At 37.9% G+C, this 16,440-nt stretch carries 12 protein-coding genes; 4 read left to right on the forward strand and 8 right to left on the reverse strand.

The genetic code is table 11. The features are described 5' to 3' along the window. Positions 1 to 170: 170 nt before the first annotated feature. Both B5G52_RS12780 and B5G52_RS12785 read right to left on the reverse strand, forming a co-directional pair. On the reverse strand, positions 171 to 839 hold the full coding sequence (locus B5G52_RS12780) for a response regulator (protein ID WP_087533029.1): 669 nt from the start codon (positions 837 to 839) through the stop codon (positions 171 to 173). Next, on the reverse strand, positions 832 to 2,139 hold the full coding sequence (locus tag B5G52_RS12785) for a DUF4118 domain-containing protein (RefSeq protein ID WP_254911203.1): 1,308 nt from the start codon (positions 2,137 to 2,139) through the stop codon (positions 832 to 834). The genes B5G52_RS12780 and B5G52_RS12785 overlap by 8 nt, the downstream gene beginning before the upstream one ends. A 179-nt stretch (positions 2,140 to 2,318) precedes the next feature. Between B5G52_RS12785 and B5G52_RS12790 the strand changes: the two genes are divergently transcribed. From B5G52_RS12790 to B5G52_RS12805, 4 genes are all read left to right on the forward strand, one after another. Further along, positions 2,319 to 2,978: a TrkA family potassium uptake protein gene (locus tag B5G52_RS12790; RefSeq protein ID WP_087533031.1), complete on the forward strand. Its 660-nt coding sequence runs from the start codon at positions 2,319 to 2,321 to the stop codon at positions 2,976 to 2,978. Further along, on the forward strand, positions 2,975 to 4,342 hold the full coding sequence (locus B5G52_RS12795; RefSeq protein WP_087533032.1) for a TrkH family potassium uptake protein: 1,368 nt from the start codon (positions 2,975 to 2,977) through the stop codon (positions 4,340 to 4,342). The genes B5G52_RS12790 and B5G52_RS12795 overlap by 4 nt, the downstream gene beginning before the upstream one ends. 134 nt (positions 4,343 to 4,476) lie before the next feature. Further along, positions 4,477 to 5,838 carry a DUF1800 family protein gene (locus tag B5G52_RS12800; protein ID WP_087533033.1) on the forward strand — a complete coding sequence of 454 codons (1,362 nt, stop codon included), beginning with the start codon at positions 4,477 to 4,479 and terminating at the stop codon, positions 5,836 to 5,838. Beyond that, entirely contained in the window at positions 5,838 to 6,992 is a 1,155-nt protein-coding gene (locus tag B5G52_RS12805) for a DUF1501 domain-containing protein (protein WP_254911204.1), read from the forward strand. The genes B5G52_RS12800 and B5G52_RS12805 overlap by 1 nt, the downstream gene beginning before the upstream one ends. Positions 6,993 to 7,130: 138 nt before the next feature. Here the strand turns inward: B5G52_RS12805 and fbaA are convergent, their stop codons facing one another. The 6 genes from fbaA to B5G52_RS12835 all read right to left on the reverse strand — a co-directional run bounded on the left by fbaA (position 7,131) and on the right by B5G52_RS12835 (position 16,400). Beyond that, positions 7,131 to 8,207, reverse strand: a complete 1,077-nt coding sequence (gene fbaA / locus B5G52_RS12810; protein ID WP_087533035.1) for a class II fructose-bisphosphate aldolase — start codon at positions 8,205 to 8,207, stop codon at positions 7,131 to 7,133. A 106-nt stretch (positions 8,208 to 8,313) separates the two neighbouring features. After that, positions 8,314 to 10,029 carry a nucleoside transporter gene (locus tag B5G52_RS12815; protein ID WP_087533036.1) on the reverse strand — a complete coding sequence of 572 codons (1,716 nt, stop codon included), beginning with the start codon at positions 10,027 to 10,029 and terminating at the stop codon, positions 8,314 to 8,316. A gap of 144 nt (positions 10,030 to 10,173) precedes the next feature. Further along, on the reverse strand, positions 10,174 to 11,466 hold the full coding sequence (gene rhaI, locus B5G52_RS12820) for an L-rhamnose catabolism isomerase (RefSeq protein WP_087533037.1): 1,293 nt from the start codon (positions 11,464 to 11,466) through the stop codon (positions 10,174 to 10,176). Between the two features lie 26 nt (positions 11,467 to 11,492). Next, positions 11,493 to 13,685 carry a bifunctional rhamnulose-1-phosphate aldolase/short-chain dehydrogenase gene (locus tag B5G52_RS12825; RefSeq protein WP_087533038.1) on the reverse strand — a complete coding sequence of 731 codons (2,193 nt, stop codon included), beginning with the start codon at positions 13,683 to 13,685 and terminating at the stop codon, positions 11,493 to 11,495. A gap of 867 nt (positions 13,686 to 14,552) precedes the next feature. Next, complete coding sequence (locus B5G52_RS12830) at positions 14,553 to 14,813, reverse strand: hypothetical protein (RefSeq protein WP_087533039.1); 261 nt, start codon at positions 14,811 to 14,813, stop codon at positions 14,553 to 14,555. 696 nt (positions 14,814 to 15,509) lie between these two features. Continuing rightward, complete coding sequence (locus B5G52_RS12835; RefSeq protein WP_087533040.1) at positions 15,510 to 16,400, reverse strand: LysR family transcriptional regulator; 891 nt, start codon at positions 16,398 to 16,400, stop codon at positions 15,510 to 15,512. Between the last annotated feature and the right edge of the window lie 40 nt (positions 16,401 to 16,440).

Consider the following 16,440-nt stretch of genomic DNA (forward strand, 5'->3'; position numbering starts at 1 on the left):
TTACGCCAGTTATGATTGGCTGTATATCAGCAATAATAAAAAACACTGTTTCTAATATCATTCTAATTAATTTAATATTTCTGTTGATAGTTTGTCTTCACTACAAATTCGCTTGGTATATGGTTTCTTTACTGGTTTTATTTAACTAAAATAATCGTCTATAACTTTGATTAGCCGACTAACCGATAACCTACAGCAGGCTCAGTTAAAATATGTACAGGGCTTGCTGGGTTAACTTCAAGCTTTTGCCTCAACTGAGCTATGTGCACACGCACATATTCTGGCCGATTAATATATTGGACACCCCAAACTTGGGTCAAAATAGCATTATGCGTGAGAACTTTATCTTTGTTTTGAAACAACATAAGCAGAATTCTGTATTCTTTCTTAGTGAGTTTTACAACCTTGTCGTTAAGCATAACAGTATGCTTATGCGGGTCTATTTTTATATTCCCGCACTGTAAAGCGAGACTCGGTTGGGTATTAGCTCTGAGTAACACTCGCATTCTTGCAAGTAATTCATTTGCGCTAAAAGGTTTAGTTATATAATCGTTTGCACCGTTATCGAGAGCTGTTACTTTTTCAACTTCTCCATCACGAGCAGAAAGCACTAATATTGGAATTTGACTCCATTGCCGGACTTCCTCTAGCCAAGCTTGCCCGTCCATATCAAGTAGCCCTAAGTCCAATAAGACGAGATCAAAGCAGTGTTCGCTCATTAATGCAAATCCGTCCAACCCTTTTGCAGTAATCGACACATTATAACCACTTGCACCGAGTAATGTTTTTAAAAAACTTTGTAATGGTGGCGAATCTTCAAGCACGAGAACATTAATCATTTTTATCACTCCAACTTAGTATCGCTGTAGCTATTTGTGTTTGCTCATCTATGGATAACGAAAATTCTCCGTGATGAAACTGGGCTACTACATCACAAATAACGCTACCAAGTCCAACCCCTTCATCTGCACTATTTTGTTTAGTAACTATATTGTTTTTTACTAATATTTTATAATTCGACTTATTATTAACCTGCTCGATATTAAAGTCTACGGTCGCAACCCCATCACCATATCGCGCAGCATTTTCGAATATATTAGCCAAAGCAATTTCAAGCAGTGTTATATCCCCCAAGCAATTAGCTGCTTTATCAATAATTAACTCTAAATTAAAGTCACTTAATTGTTGCTGTCTACGTCCTTTTGCTTCTGTTACTAGCGTATGCACATCAATAGTTTGCCATACTAGTTGCTCACCAATTTTATTGACGCGACTAAGTTCCATAACCTTATTAAAATGCTGATTCAAAATTTCACTTTGATCATAAATATTTCTTGCTTGCTCGGTGATTAATGCTTTGCTCAACTCTATATTTTCGTCGGCTAACATACTAGATGCCCCCATAATCGTAGTTAAAGGGGTGCGTAAATCATGGGATAAACTACGCAACAATGCATTTTTGGCTCGCTCTAGCTCTGCTTGCACTTGCATTGATGCTGACTGATTTCTAAGACTTGTGTTCTCGTGAACCTGATACAACAAAGAAAGTGCTGTATTTATAAATGCTCGCTTTTCAGGGCTAAGTTGATCCTGTGTAGTAAAACCTCCCCACAGAGTGTTTTGATCCACATTAAAGAATTCGCCACCAGCTTCATTATTTTCTTGCCAGTTCAGTGTGATGCCAAGGTGGTTCTCAATCGCGGTTGTAAAAACCTTACGCTGAGCATTTATGTCATCAAGTCCATTGAGCAGTTTCGCTAATTCATACAAACAACGGGTATTATTAGCGTGAACTTGAGTATCGCGAATATTTTTACTTAATTCACCTGCGAGTTTACTTATCATCAAACCAACTAAAAGCATTACAACAAAAGTAACTAAGTACTCAATTTTTTCGATATGAAACGTAAAGTACGGCAGTACAAAAAACCAGTCGGTACATGCCACGCTTACTAATGTAGTAAGCGCCGCTAAAGTTGCATTCTGACGCACAGCAACCCACGCCACCCACAGTAATTGCAACATGACAATATCTGTGGTGGTTAACCACTCCCGAAAAGGTAAAATAGCTAGTACGATAAAAATAGGAGCCACTGTAGTTAATAACAACGGCTTGAACCACTTCCGAAGACTCATCATGCATTCTCATAGTTTTTTCTTGTTATAGATTACTGGTTTTTGATGCCTTAGGTATAAAGTTTTTATAAAGATTTCTTGGTGTGGTGTTAAATCTTTATAAAGCTTACATGTCATTAGGTGACTATATTTTTAAAGCCCATATTCTTTGCTGTGTTACACACTTTATAATAGGAATAGACATGGCACAGTTTGCAGTGATCGGGCTAGGTAGTTTTGGTGTTACCGCTTCGCTAGAACTAGTAAATCAAGGGCATCATGTTTATGCTGCCGATATAAACGAAAGCACCATTAACACATTTGCTAATCAGTTAAATTACACTGTGATTTTAGATGCCAGTGACGAAGCTCAACTAGCTCGACTAGACTTAGCTAGTTGCCAAGCCGTTTTAGTAGCGATAGGCGAAAACATAGAAGCGAGTATTCTATGCGTATTGCATTTAAAAAATCTTGGCGTAAAACAAATATGGGTTAAGGCATGCACCAAAAGTCACCATCAGATTTTAAGTAAGCTTGGTGTATCTCGTATAATTCACCCGGAAGAGGAAATGGGTGTACGCGTGGCGCATGCACTTAACTACCCCATGGTTAATCAGTATTTTGCACTCACCCAATCGACTTTTATCGTAGAACTTTCTATTGATTTACATTTATCAGGTCGGACTATTGATTGGCTATTAAAAGAAAGACACTCAGATATCAAACCGCTTACCCTGCGCCGAGACGATACCTTCAATACAGATTTAACACTTGATACCGAACTGCGCCATGGCGATAGCCTTGTGTTATTAGGTTCAAAACATTACCTCACAAAATTAACAAAGCGGTTTAAAGCCTTATGATCAATTGGCAAGCAAACGTACTACCAAAACAATTTACCCGTACTGTAGGGAAATCAAAACGCCCTATTAATCCACCTTTAATTTTAACTGCTGGTTTTCTTACGCTTATTCTCTTAGGTACGGCTCTATTACTGCTGCCATTTTCAAGTGTAGAGTCACTGAGTTTTATGCAGGCTTTTTTTACAGCAACCTCAGCTGTAACCGTGACTGGCTTAGTGGTAGTGGATACATCCTCAGCATTAACCACATTTGGACAATGTGTAGTGATGGTGCTTATTCAAATTGGTGGTATTGGTTTTATGACTGTCGCAGTTATTTCGTTTTTAAGTATTGGTAAAAATTTAGGCTTAAAACAACGCTTATTAGCAAGTCAGGCATTCGATACTAGCGACTTGAATGGCGTCATACATGTAGCTAAGTGTGTAATTACTTATTCACTAATTATAGAAAGTGCCGCATTTATTTTTCTTTTTATAAGTTGGGTAGATGATTATGGGATTACTGGTGGAGCATATCGAAGCCTTTTTTATACCATTTCAGCGTTTAATAATGCGGGGTTTGCACTTGATAGCAATAGTTTAATGGCATTCAGACATGATATAACCATCAATTTACTTATTAGTGCACTATTTATAATTGGTGGCTTAGGCTTTACTGTTCTCATTGATTTGCACCAACAGCGCCACTGGCAAAAATTGGCAACCAACACACGTATTGTACTCATTGCCAGTGCTATTATTAACGTTAGTGCATTTTTGTTGATATTTATATTTGAATACTCTAACCCAGCAACAATTGCTAACCTCCCTCTTGCTGAGCAATTAACTGCAGCATGGTTTCAGGCTGTTACTCCTCGAACAGCAGGCTTTAACACCCTACCTATTAGCGATCTAACAAATGATTCAACATTACTTACATTGTTATTGATGGTAATTGGTGGTGGCTCTGTCAGTACAGCAAGCGGAATTAAAATAGGTACTTTTGTTATTCTACTGCTTGCTATGTATAACTATTTACGTCAAAAGCCAGAAGTAACCGTATTTAATAGACAACTTAGCGATAAGCTCGTTATTAAAGCCCTAAGCGTCGTGATTTTGTACTTATTTACGGCTTTCGTAGCCATTATGATAATTAGCAAAATTGAACAAGCGTCACTATTAAATATAACATTTGAAGTTATTTCTGCTTTAAGTACCGTAGGACTGTCCCGTGATTTTACAGGGAGTTTAAGTACTCCTAGCCAATTAATCATTATTTTGCTCATGCTCATTGGAAGAGTTGGACCACTCACATTTGCGTATTGCTTTGCAAAACCAAAGTTTCAACCCCTTAAATTTGCTACAACAACTATCCAAATAGGATGATTTTCACCCTGGAGTAATTTGGTAAACATTTTCAACTTGAACAGAAAAAGGCGGAGTAAAGATATGTAAATTAGATAGCGATAAAAGCTGGAAGGTTTATTTTTAATAATTAAGTACAACCGTTTGAGGTCATTATGTCAGTTCAAGCTACTATTGCGATAAATCGTTTTGGTTTGGGAGCAAAACCCTCTGAGCTCATAGTCGCTAATAAAGCTCCTAAGCAATGGCTTATTAATCAATTGCAACGTAAACCTGCTATTCACTTTAACTCAGATGTAGCCCATTCAAATGAGATCATGCAGACGTTGGCTGAACTACGTGAGCAAAAGAAATCCAATAAAAATAATCTCAAAAGTGATAACCCCTCTGACACACCGCAAACCAAAACACCTAAAGTAAGTTATCACCGACAAACTTACCTACAACTGAGTATTGATACGCTTGAACATGCAATTAACTCAGAGCATAGTTTAAATTGGCGACTATTAGACTTCTTCTCTAATCATTTTAGTGTCAGTAGTGCCGGTCCTGTGATGACCGCATTAGTGCCAACGCTAGAGCGCGAAGCCATTGCCCCTAACTTATTGGGCCGATTTGATGATTTGCTTATTAGTGTTATACAACACCCTGCCATGTTAATTTATTTGAATAACGAGAAATCATTTGGGCCTAATTCAAAGGTTGCCAAAAAGAATGGCCGAGGTTTAAACGAAAACTTAGCCCGTGAAATTTTAGAGCTGCATACATTAGGTGTCGAAAGTGGTTACAGCCAAAAAGATGTAATTGAATTAGCTAAAGGAATTACTGGTTGGAGCGTAGCTAACCCACTTAAAGATAAAGAGCAGGGCTTTAAATATCGTCGATCAGGGCATGAACCTGGCGTACGAACTCTATTAAATAAAACGTATTCACAAAAAGAGAGTGAGCAAGGCAAAAGTATGCTCCGCGATTTAGCTGTACACCCAGCAACAGCTAAGCATATTAGCTATAAACTAGCCCATCACTTTATTAGTGATAATCCTCCAGCAAGCCTAGTAAATAAAATGACAGCTTGTTGGCTGGCTACAAATGGTAATCTCAAAGAAGTCATGACCACAATGATCAACGCTGATGAAGCATGGCATGCAGAGAAGCTAAAATTTAAAACCCCTCGCGAATTTGTAATTTCATCGCTTAGAGCACTGGATTTGAAAGCTAATAATCGACAATTATATTCATCGCTGGTAACACTTGGTCAGCAACCATTTAAAGCAGGTTCTCCGGCAGGTTACAGCGATAGAGAAGATGACTGGAATGGCGCCAATGCTTTAATTTCAAGAGTAAACTGGGCATCCACAATTGCAGCTAGAGCCAAAAAAGTACAGATTGAAGCCATCATAAAAAATAGTTTTTCTGAGTCTATTAGCCAATTGAGCTATCAAACCATATCTAGAGCAGAAAGTCGTAAGCAAGCGCTGACATTGTTTTTAATGAGCCCAGAGTTTTTAAGGAGATAATGATGGAACGTCGAGACTTTATTAAAGCGTTAGGCGCAAGTTTAGTGGTGTTTCAAACCCCTTTATTAGCAATGAGCTTGGAAGCGAATCAGCCAACTAGCGCACAACCAGCAAAGCTTGTGTGGGTTGTATTGCGTGGAGCTATGGACTCACTGGGTACTATAGTTCCTGCATTTGATGCAAACCTATTAAAGCAACGGCCAAAACTCGCAAGCAATATCAAAGAACAACTATTACCGCTGGATAATGGTTATGGTTTTCACCCAGCGCTAGCGAATCTGCATCAGTGGTATAAAGATAAACAGCTTTTACCAATTGTTGCTGTTTCATCTGGTTATAAAGAACGCTCTCATTTTGATGGCCAAGATTATTTGGAAAGTGGTTTAGCTAATATCGATCATGACTCTGGCTGGCTAGCAAGGGCTATATCTCAAAAGGATGTTAATGCCATTGCCCTTGCACGCTCAACCCCTATTAGCTTACGTAATATACCACAAGCAAATACTTGGTATCCGAGTAGATTGAAAGATGCTGACAGTGATGTGTATCAAGCATTATCATCTATGTATGCTGATGATAAATTGTTACTTGATCGTTTAAATCAAGGTCTCGCTTTACAAGGGCTCACGCAACAAGAATCAAATAAAAGCACCGGTAAATTTGTTGATTTAAGTAAAGCATGTGCCAAGTTAATGATTGACCCAAAAAGTAATGTTGACTGCGCCATGCTAGAGCTTGGCGGGTGGGACACACATAGCAATCAAAACAACCGCTTAGCAAGGCAACTAGAAGAACTTGATAACGGCTTGCACGCTCTTAAACAAGAGCTTGGAGCGCAATGGCAAAACACGGTTGTAATAGTAGCCACTGAGTTTGGTCGCACGGTTAAAGAAAATGGTACTCTAGGCACAGATCATGGTACAGCCAGTGCCATGTTTATCGCTGGTGGAAAAGTAAAAGGTGGACAAATTGCTGGCCAGTGGCCCGGCCTTGCTGATGAACAGCTTTTTGAAAAACGGGATTTAATGCCTACTTCAAATACGTTTTCGTGGATTGCTAAGGCCCTCAATGAACACTGGAAATTAACACCTCAACAACTAGCACGTGTATTCCCCTCAGTCCCCATTGCAAGTGCCTCTGTGATCCACACTTAGACCAACATTATTCGCCATAACAATATGAGACCGTCACCTAACTGACGGTCTCAACACTTAACTTGCGAATAATATCTAAACAACTTGCTGATTATTTATAGTTATCTAAGTATTTATTCCATTGTTCAAAGCTCGTGATCAGTACCTATTTATACAATTAAGCTCTTCAAAAGTTAGGCGCAGCCTTTTAGCCATAGATAGCTCAATTTGACGTAACCATACTCGAGGGTCGTAGTATTTTTTGTTTGGTGAGTCTGGATCACTCGGGGACCCTATTTGGGACTGCAAATAATCAATATTATCTTGATAGTATTTATGCACACCTTGCCAACAAGCCCACTGAGTATCGGTATCTATGTTCATCTTTATAACACCGTAACTAATAGCTTCTTTGATTTCTTCAGCTGAAGACCCTGAGCCACCATGAAAAACAAAGTTTAAGCTATTATGTGCCAGCTCATATTTATCTTGAACATATGCCTGTGAGTTTTTGAGAATAAGTGGTGTTAGCTTTACATTTCCTGGTTTATATACCCCATGTACATTACCAAATGAGGCGGCAATCGTGAATGCATCACTGACCTCAGACAAATGTTCATAGGCATAAGCAACATCTTCTGGTTGTGTATAAAGTAGCGAGCTATCTATACCAGAGTTATCTACGCCGTCTTCTTCACCGCCAGTACAACCTAACTCTATTTCAATACCCATATCTAACTTAATCATGCGAGCTAGATATTCTTTACACGTTGCCGTATTTTCTTCCAGGCTCTCTTCTGATAAGTCGAGCATATGCGAACTAAATAACGGCTTTCCTGTAGCGTTATAATACGCCTCGCCTTCATCTAATAGACCATCAATCCATGGAAGAAGCTTTTTAGCAGCGTGATCAGTGTGTAAAATAACAGGAATTCCATAAAACTTAGCCACACCATGTACATAATGTGCAGCAGCAATTGCCCCTGCAATAGATGGTTCATGTCCTGATAATCTAACTCCTTTTCCAACAAAAAAAGCCGAACCACTATATGACAGTTGAATAATAATAGGAGAGTTGCATTCTTTTGCTGATTCAAGTGCTGCATTAATTGAGTTAGTGCTAACAACATTGACCGCAGGATAAGCAAAGTTATTCTCTCTCGCATAATCGAATAACACTTTCATCTGGCTTGCGTTAACAACTCCAGGTGGTACTAGGTCACGTAAATCAGTCATTAAAACTCCTATTAGTTAACTATGAAATTAATTTTAAATATTAAAAAAGCTACACAGAGCATATTAAATTAGTCTGGGTAGCTTAGTTTTTTTAAATGGCTACATCTTATTTAGATGTAGCCAATTCTTGCTCGAGGCCATCTTGTGACGGCTCTTCTTGAGTTATCTTACTTTTTTGTAAGTAAGCAAATGTGGCTGTCACAAAGTAAATCAGTGTAGGCACAAGTAACCATGATCTCACCAGCTCAATATCTTGATTAACGTAAGAAAATATACCAAGACCTGCACATACTAGTAACGCTAAATATGACACCATACAAGCGGCGCGAGTCATCATTGGTAAAGTTTCCTTGTGCTGTGATCCCTTATTACTTTCAAACTTTTTCAAATAAGCTGCTTCTATCGACTTACGTTCAGCCTCTGCACTTTCTGCAGCAGCTTGCTCTGAATATGATTTTTTTGCCCCCATTAAATAAGCTAATCCGCTATACAACAACGTCGCAAAAATCCAGATTGGGATTAAGATGAAGAATAGGTGTAAAGTACCTGATGCCTCAAGAAAGTAACTAACCACAAGAGAGCTTAACCACGTGATAATAGCTGCATAATTAGTAGTATTACCTTTGTATTTTGACCAATAACGAGTGAAGCCAATACGTGGGAAAAGCCAATGTTCAGCAACAATCACAGCACCAACTGGCGCCATCATTAGTCCCATTATGCCGACAAATCCTAGCAATTGAGAAAACACAAACGGGAAACAAGCAATAATTGTAGTAACGATACCCACAACAACTGTTACCTTTGTACGCCCCCATTTATGGTTTAGTGAACTAAATGCTAGGCCTGCACGGTAAATAGTTGGGTTAGACGTTGTCCAACCTGCAATAATTACAGCGATAATCCCGCAAGTTCCTAGTGCTTGAAAAGCAACTGAACCTGGGTCTAAAGCCACAATAGTCGTATTAAGTAAGATAGCTGCACCTGCGCCCATAATACCGGCACAAATCCACGCTAAATAGTGACCAATAAACATACCCAGAGCCGAGAAGTAACCATAACGAGAATAACGAGCAAAGCGTAATAGAGTCATATCACCCATACCGCCATGCATTGCTAAGTTAGCAACCCAAGCAAAAGCGGCTACATGCCAAAAGCCTATTCCACTGCCTGTATCAACCCAGATTGACTGACTAGCAATATTTAAAAAATCGGTGAAACTACTAATTGAATTAACACCATTGGTAGCTGAAACAATTGTTGGTAATAACACTAAGGCACCGACAATAAACATTAGAATCATCCAAGGTGCACATATTTCTGCAAATGCCGCTAATTTTTCAAACCCTTTCACCGCCATAAAAACAACCACGGCGCCTACACCAAGAGCTACAAGCACAAACCTTAAATCTGTTGGATACCAATCTACTTGAGGAGGGATATCAAAAAGAACACGAACAGCTGATGCTGATACTGTTATCATTGCGCCAGCTAACACGCAAAATAATATACCGTTTATTACACTGTAGAGTTTTATAGTGCCTGGCCCAGCAATTTTCTCAAGGTAGGCGTAGAGAGTTAATCGAGTATCTGTGGCTATTGGTGCTGTGATCAAACCCCAAGTTAAAACCGCTAATAAGTTACCTAGTAATAAGCCTAATAATATATCACTGGCCCCTACTCCCCATGATACAAATAAAGCACCTATTACAAACTCAGTACCCGCCACATGCTCACCGGCATAGCTGCCAGCAAACGTGTTTGCTGATTGTAATTTATTGGGAGAAACGGGTTGCGTTTCAAATTCTTCTGCTGTCGACATGTTGCCTCCACTGCGTCAATTTTTGTTCTTTTTATGACAAATTAATCGACGTTCTTTATTTTTGTGTGTGTTTTCAAGCTAAAAAACATGCAAAGGCGGTTCAATACCTCTGCATGTTTATTTTTACGATTAAAAGTATCGTTTTTATACGATACCTGAACCGTTTCCGCCGCTTGATGGACGCTTAACAGCTACTGCTGAACGATAGTTAGCTTTACGATAAGTCGCAATAGGGTCAATTGCACCACCTTTACGTAAACGAGCCATCGCTAAGATAGGGCTAACATCAGTATTAAATGCATTTTTGAGTGTGTTACTTGCCATCAATGCATCATTGCTTTGTTGGTATTCTGATAACTTTTCACGGTCAACCAATAATGCCGATACAAAAGAGCGCTGAACACTTGCTGCAGAGTTCATTAAGCTTTCAATCGGATCAGTCACATTATGTGATTGGTCTAGCATGTAGTTAGGGTTAAAACCTTCTTGGTTACGGTATTGCGCATCAACTAGCTCATTAAAAATCAAGAACTGCTGATAAGGGTGCAAACTACCACTATCAAGATCATCATCACCATATTTACTATCATTGAAGTGGAAACCACCCAATTTTTTAAATTGAATTAAGCGAGACACAATCATTTCAATATTAACGTTTGGCGCATGGTGGCCTAAATCAACTAAAGACTTAGCTTGAGGACCAAGTTCCATAGCAGCAAGGATATTACTACCCCAATCTTGAATTATGGTTGAGTAAAATGCAGGCTCAAACATTTTGTGTTCGATATGCAATTCCCAATCACTCGGAAGGCCTGCATAAATTGTTTTCATACTTTCTAAATAACGCTCAAAAGCACTTTGGAAATGTTGTTGACCAGGATGGTTAGAACCATCGCCAACCCAAACAGTTAATGTTTTAGAACCAAGTGCTTTACCCCACTCAATACAATCAAGGTTATGTGCAATCGCTAGATCACGAGAAGCTGCGCTAGTATTGCTCAGGCTACCATATTTGAAGCTATGCTCTTGTCCTGGTTGATCTTGGAACGTATTTGAGTTGATTGAATCCCAGCTTAAATTTAAATCATCTGAAAATTGCTTTAGCTCTGTAAAATCATCAACTTTATCCCAAGGGAAGTGAGGTGAAACACGCTCTGTACACTGAGATAAATCATTAATAACCGCGCTATCTTCTAACTTCTCCCAGATATTACGTGGTTCGCCTTCACCTGGGAAACGGGCGAAACGCGTTCCGCCTGTACCCGTGCCCCATGAAGGCACTGCAATTTGAAAGGCCTGAGCTTTCTCTGTAATTTCTTCGATATTAATATCATTACGCGCAAGCTTATTACCTAACGCTTGGTAATCTTCATTTAAGTCGCTCAATAACTTTGCATTTTCATCAGCAATTAGCGCTTTTTCAATACGTTGTGTCATATTCATTAATCCTATTTATTATTATCTTAGCGTAAGAAAGCTTCGTGAAGACCACCATCAACACTAATAATCTGACCAGTAGTTTTACTTAACTGACCTGAAACCATCAAGTAAGCAGCTTCAGCTTGATCTTCTGGAGTAATAGGTTGTTTAGTTAGTGTTCTCTGGGCGTAGAAATTAGCAAGCTTATCGCGAAGTTCATCATCTGAATCTTGCTCAGTAAATTCAACATTATATTTAGTTAAAGATGCCTTCACACGGTCACGTGGGAACATTGTACTGCCTTTAACAACAGTTGCAGGCGCTAAACCATTCACATTAACTAGCGGAGATAGTTCAACTGCTAGCTCACGAACAAGGTGATTAGCCGCCGCTTTTGATGTGTCATAGGCAAGTGAGCCTTTCTTCGATACCGCAGCATTAACACTGGTAGTAAGAACAAGTGAGCCTTTAAAGCCTTGTGCTTTCCAGATTTCATTAGCTTCAGTACCTACGATATAACCACCTTTAACATTAACAGCAAAGCTAACATCAAATTGTTGGTCATTCGTCATACCTGATTGACCAGGTGCTAAGAACACGCCTGCTGTAACTATTACTTTATCAATACCACCATAAGCCAATGTGACTTCTTTGAACATTTTCTTAACGCTTTCACGGTCAGTAATATCAACACCCTGAGCAATAGCTGGACCACAGCTTGAAATACCCGTGCCGGCTACACCAATACCTTGACCATAAATAGCAGTCAATTCATCTGTAGTTTGTTGTGCAGCTTCAACGCGTAAGTCAGCACAAACAACGTGAGCGCCTTCTTTTGCTACACGAAATGCTGTTTCTTTACCAATTCCGTCCCCTGCACCAATTACAACCACTACATCACGCGCTAATGGCGCTTCTTTTGGCATGCGTTGTAACTTAGCTTCTTCAAGCAACCAGTACTCTATATCAAATGCTTCCTGCTGAGGTAAAGCAGCGTATTCATCAATTGCTTCAGCACCACGCATAACTTCAATGGCACAGTTATAGAATTCAGCTGTTACTCTTGATTCTGATTTGTTTTTACCCCATGCAACCATACCAACACCTGGTATTAAGCATACAGATGGAGATGAGGCTCTTTGAGCTGGTGAGTTGTGACGCTTACATTGTTCGTAATAATCACTGTAATCTGACTTGTACTGTTCAACACCTTCAGACAATAATGTTTTCAATTTCTCAACGCTATCTGTTTCAGGGTTCCAATCTACATAGAGAGGCTTAATCTTAGTTCGTAAGAAATGATCAGGACAAGACGTACCTAAATCTGCCAATCTAGGTGCATCTGCACTATTTACGAAACGTAAAACAGTGTCGTCAGACTGGACTGTACCAATCATCTTTTTCTCACCCGAAACTAAGCCACGTAAATAAGGCAATACTTCACCTAGTACTTCTTCACGTTTAGCATCATCTAACTTAGCGTACTTTTGACCACCAAAAGTCATCTCGCCTTTATCGTGCTCTTCAATATAACGAGCCGCTTTTTCGATGATATCAAGGCTAAGGTCGTAACACTCTTTGTTATCATTAGCCCAGTTAATTACTCCGTGCCCTGCTAAGATTGCACCTTTAGCATCAGGGTAATCTTTACAAATAGTCTGTAGTTTTAAACCAAGGTCAAACCCAGGGCGCTGCCACTCAGTCCAAACTAGCTCATCACCAAAGATTTTCTTTGTTAATTCTTTACTATTTTTACTTGCCGCCACTGCAATTACTGAATTTGGGTGCATGTGGTCGACATGGTTGTATGGAATAAATGCGTGTAAAGGAGTATCAATTGAAGTCGCACGAGGATTTAAGTTAAATGTTGCATGGCGATACATATCAACCATGTCATCTTCAATCTGTGTTTTAACACCAACCTCATCTGCACTATGGTAAATATCTTGAAGAGAAATTAATTTACTCATATACAACGATGAAAAATTCTCAGGTTTTGATGTTCTTAGGTCTCCACCAGAACCTTTAACCCATAATACTTCAACACTTTCACCAGTAAGAGGATCAACTTCCATTGCTTTGGCAGAAGTATTACCACCGCCAGTATTGGTAATTCTTTGATCAGCTCCTAGAATATTTGAGCGATAAATGAGGCTTTCTACTGGGGATAAATTATCTACTGCAGCATCGTCCCAGCTATAATTTACATGTTTATATTCATTACTTTTGCTTGGCATCTTCTGTTTAACTCCAGCTGTTAATTATTTTTTAATAACTTTTAAATACATTGCGTGTAATACTACATCCACAACCAACATAGTCAAGCATTTTAAATCATTTTCAATCACCAAATTATCACTTAATGTCATCAACTACCTATATACCACTAATAAATAAAGACTAACTCGATAAAAACATAAGATTTATTAACCAATCACATTCTGTTTGAGTGAAATTGACTTAATGAAATTTACCTACGCCAAGTTCGCAATTTAATTCAAATATAAAAGGTGCAAACTTTAAATCGTTAACTAGAGGTAATATAAATTTCATAAACATATTTATGCAAAGTGATTTGGTTGATCCAATATATGAAAGTTACAAATCTGAAACTGCCCTCCCCTACTCTATAAGTACACCTTTGAAATTTATCTATTCTAAATAACTCGAACTCCTTCAAAATTGAATAGCGTCCGCTCTCCACATATTTAAAAGTGGATTTTTATTTTTGCAAAATCAGATGAAGAGTGAATATTCCACAATGTGGAATTTAGAAGCTTTATTTCAGACAGATGTTTTTAGATCATTTAAACCTGTTTGTACAATAGCTGGCATATTTCTGTAAAACTGTGAGCAGCTTATTTACAAGTTTAAATAGAAACGTTTAAGCCGTGTTATATACAATCAAATGTAGCTCTGAGTAAGGCTGTAGTATTGAAGTTATAAGAATTGAAAAATATATGGGTTAGGGTTCATATCTTTGGATCAAAAATATCTAATTATTACATGTAGCAAGTAAACGAAGTGAAAATTTATAAGTATTGAAATATCGAGTACTCAAAGGGCTACCTACTTCCTAAGAGCCCCTATCATATTTTCGTGTGTTAATTATCACTTCTGCTCAAGAGTTCATAGCCTTGAGCTTCATAGTCATTAATGCATTTTTGATACTTATTTTGAAGTTTTATTTCATCAAAAAAGCCGAGTGAGTATGCATCGCACTTAACTTTCATTTTGTCGGCGTTTTCTAGAACAGCAACCAGTTTAAGCTCAGCGAATCCAAACTTATATGCTAATTCTGAAAATTGTGTATAAAGTAAGAAAGAGAAAGCAGTCAAAAGTATAGCCGTAAGTGTTTTTTTCATTTTTTATCCTTTAAACGATTTAATTTGGTTAACTTCATTAAAGCAAAAACCGAACCATATACTTTCCCCTTTTAAAATAAGGCCCTCAGCGTATCAACTTAAATTAAATATATGCCACTCACTAAAATATGGTTATTTTAGCCAAATTTTATGTAATAAGTTATTTGATACTCATAAGTAAAATCACTTCGCACAAAAGCCCCTATCATTCCAGAACAAAAAATAACACAGAACCTTAATTAAAGGTTGTACAAAGGCGACATATTCTTAGTAAAAATAGTTTTATTCTAAGAGGTCTAAGAAAGCTCGATATTCAGAATGATGAATAGCTCTTGGTAGTTCACAGTCAGTGTGAATAATGAATTTACGTATCTGCAGAAGTGAATACCTATATACTCACAAAAAATTATTGAGATGCAACCCCACATCATAAAATCAATATATAAACAGTGAGACAATCTCATAAGTTCTAATGATTGTTTAATTTCCACATTGTGGAAAAAATGAAAATTAGCTTATCAAAAATGAGTTGTTCCACATTGTGGAATTTTAAATATGAAAAATATCAGTTCAAAACTAATTAGCACTAATATACCAATTAGCTAACTGTGAGGCGTCAAAAGTTATAGCGCGAACTAGCCCGCTACTTTGTAATTCTGTGAATCCGCGGTTTTCTAGATGGCTAAGATAAACTCTTTAAAGCTTTTCAATTTCAAGCTTTGATATCACCCACTTATGTAGAGCATCATCATTGTAACGAGGATGCCAAGCGGCAATTACATCAAAAGGCTCTGGAGATTGATCTAATTTAATTTTAATTAAATCTAACCCTTCAATCGCCTTTGATGGTAAAAAAGCAATTGAGTCAGTTGTTTCTAGATACATTGGTACGATGGAGAAACAAGGGGCAGAAACAACAATATTACGTTTTAATCCAAATCGTTTAAACCAATCATCAATTGAGCCTTTAAAATTTGGCCGTGAAGGTGAAGCAATAATACTTGGATAGTTTGCAATTTCAGTTAATGAAGGGTTTGTTTGTGATATAGATGAATGAGGTGAAGCAACACATATATGATGTTCTTCAAATAGCTTTATTATTGGATAACTATCAGGAATATAATCAGGAAATGCAATTGCTAAATTAACTTTTCCATTTTCCATCAATTCATTAAGTTTATCGATTTCAAAGTCTCTAACTATTAACTTTAAATTAGGTGACTCTTTCCTTAACTTTGAGATCAAATCAGGTAAAACGACTTGCTGCGCATAATCTGTTGCTGCAATAACAAAAGTACCTGTAACAGTTTTAGGATCAAACACTTTTGGTGATAATAGTGCATTAAAATCATTCAGAACTTTGTCAATTTCTATTGCTATTTGTTCAGCAAACGGCGTGGGAATAAAGCCATTCGTTTTCCTTAAAAATAGTCTGTCATCAAAAACATCTCGAAGTTTTTTCAATTGCTCACTAACAGCTTGTTGCGTAAGGCCTAATTGGCTTGCTGCTTTTGAAGCATTTTTCTCCATTATAAGCGCTTGAAATATTCTTAATTGTTTTATATCTAGTCTATCTAATTTACTCAAAAGTTCGTTTGAATCGCCCCGAGTTCATCGGAGACCAGTT

Source organism: Pseudoalteromonas sp. A601, assembly GCF_002165575.1.
In the GTDB taxonomy this organism is placed as follows: domain Bacteria; phylum Pseudomonadota; class Gammaproteobacteria; order Enterobacterales; family Alteromonadaceae; genus Pseudoalteromonas.

What these genes read in the sequence shown, in the direction of transcription:
- B5G52_RS12780 (WP_087533029.1), bottom strand. Translation starts at nt 839, where the DNA reads ATGATTAATGTTCTCGTGCTTGAAGATTCGCCACCATTACAAAGTTTT.
- B5G52_RS12785 (WP_254911203.1), bottom strand. Translation starts at nt 2,139, where the DNA reads ATGATGAGTCTTCGGAAGTGGTTCAAGCCGTTGTTATTAACTACAGTG.
- B5G52_RS12790 (WP_087533031.1), top strand. Translation starts at nt 2,319, where the DNA reads ATGGCACAGTTTGCAGTGATCGGGCTAGGTAGTTTTGGTGTTACCGCT.
- B5G52_RS12795 (WP_087533032.1), top strand. Translation starts at nt 2,975, where the DNA reads ATGATCAATTGGCAAGCAAACGTACTACCAAAACAATTTACCCGTACT.
- B5G52_RS12800 (WP_087533033.1), top strand. Translation starts at nt 4,477, where the DNA reads ATGTCAGTTCAAGCTACTATTGCGATAAATCGTTTTGGTTTGGGAGCA.
- B5G52_RS12805 (WP_254911204.1), top strand. Translation starts at nt 5,838, where the DNA reads ATGATGGAACGTCGAGACTTTATTAAAGCGTTAGGCGCAAGTTTAGTG.
- fbaA (WP_087533035.1), bottom strand. Translation starts at nt 8,207, where the DNA reads ATGACTGATTTACGTGACCTAGTACCACCTGGAGTTGTTAACGCAAGC.
- B5G52_RS12815 (WP_087533036.1), bottom strand. Translation starts at nt 10,029, where the DNA reads ATGTCGACAGCAGAAGAATTTGAAACGCAACCCGTTTCTCCCAATAAA.
- rhaI (WP_087533037.1), bottom strand. Translation starts at nt 11,466, where the DNA reads ATGACACAACGTATTGAAAAAGCGCTAATTGCTGATGAAAATGCAAAG.
- B5G52_RS12825 (WP_087533038.1), bottom strand. Translation starts at nt 13,685, where the DNA reads ATGCCAAGCAAAAGTAATGAATATAAACATGTAAATTATAGCTGGGAC.
- B5G52_RS12830 (WP_087533039.1), bottom strand. Translation starts at nt 14,813, where the DNA reads ATGAAAAAAACACTTACGGCTATACTTTTGACTGCTTTCTCTTTCTTA.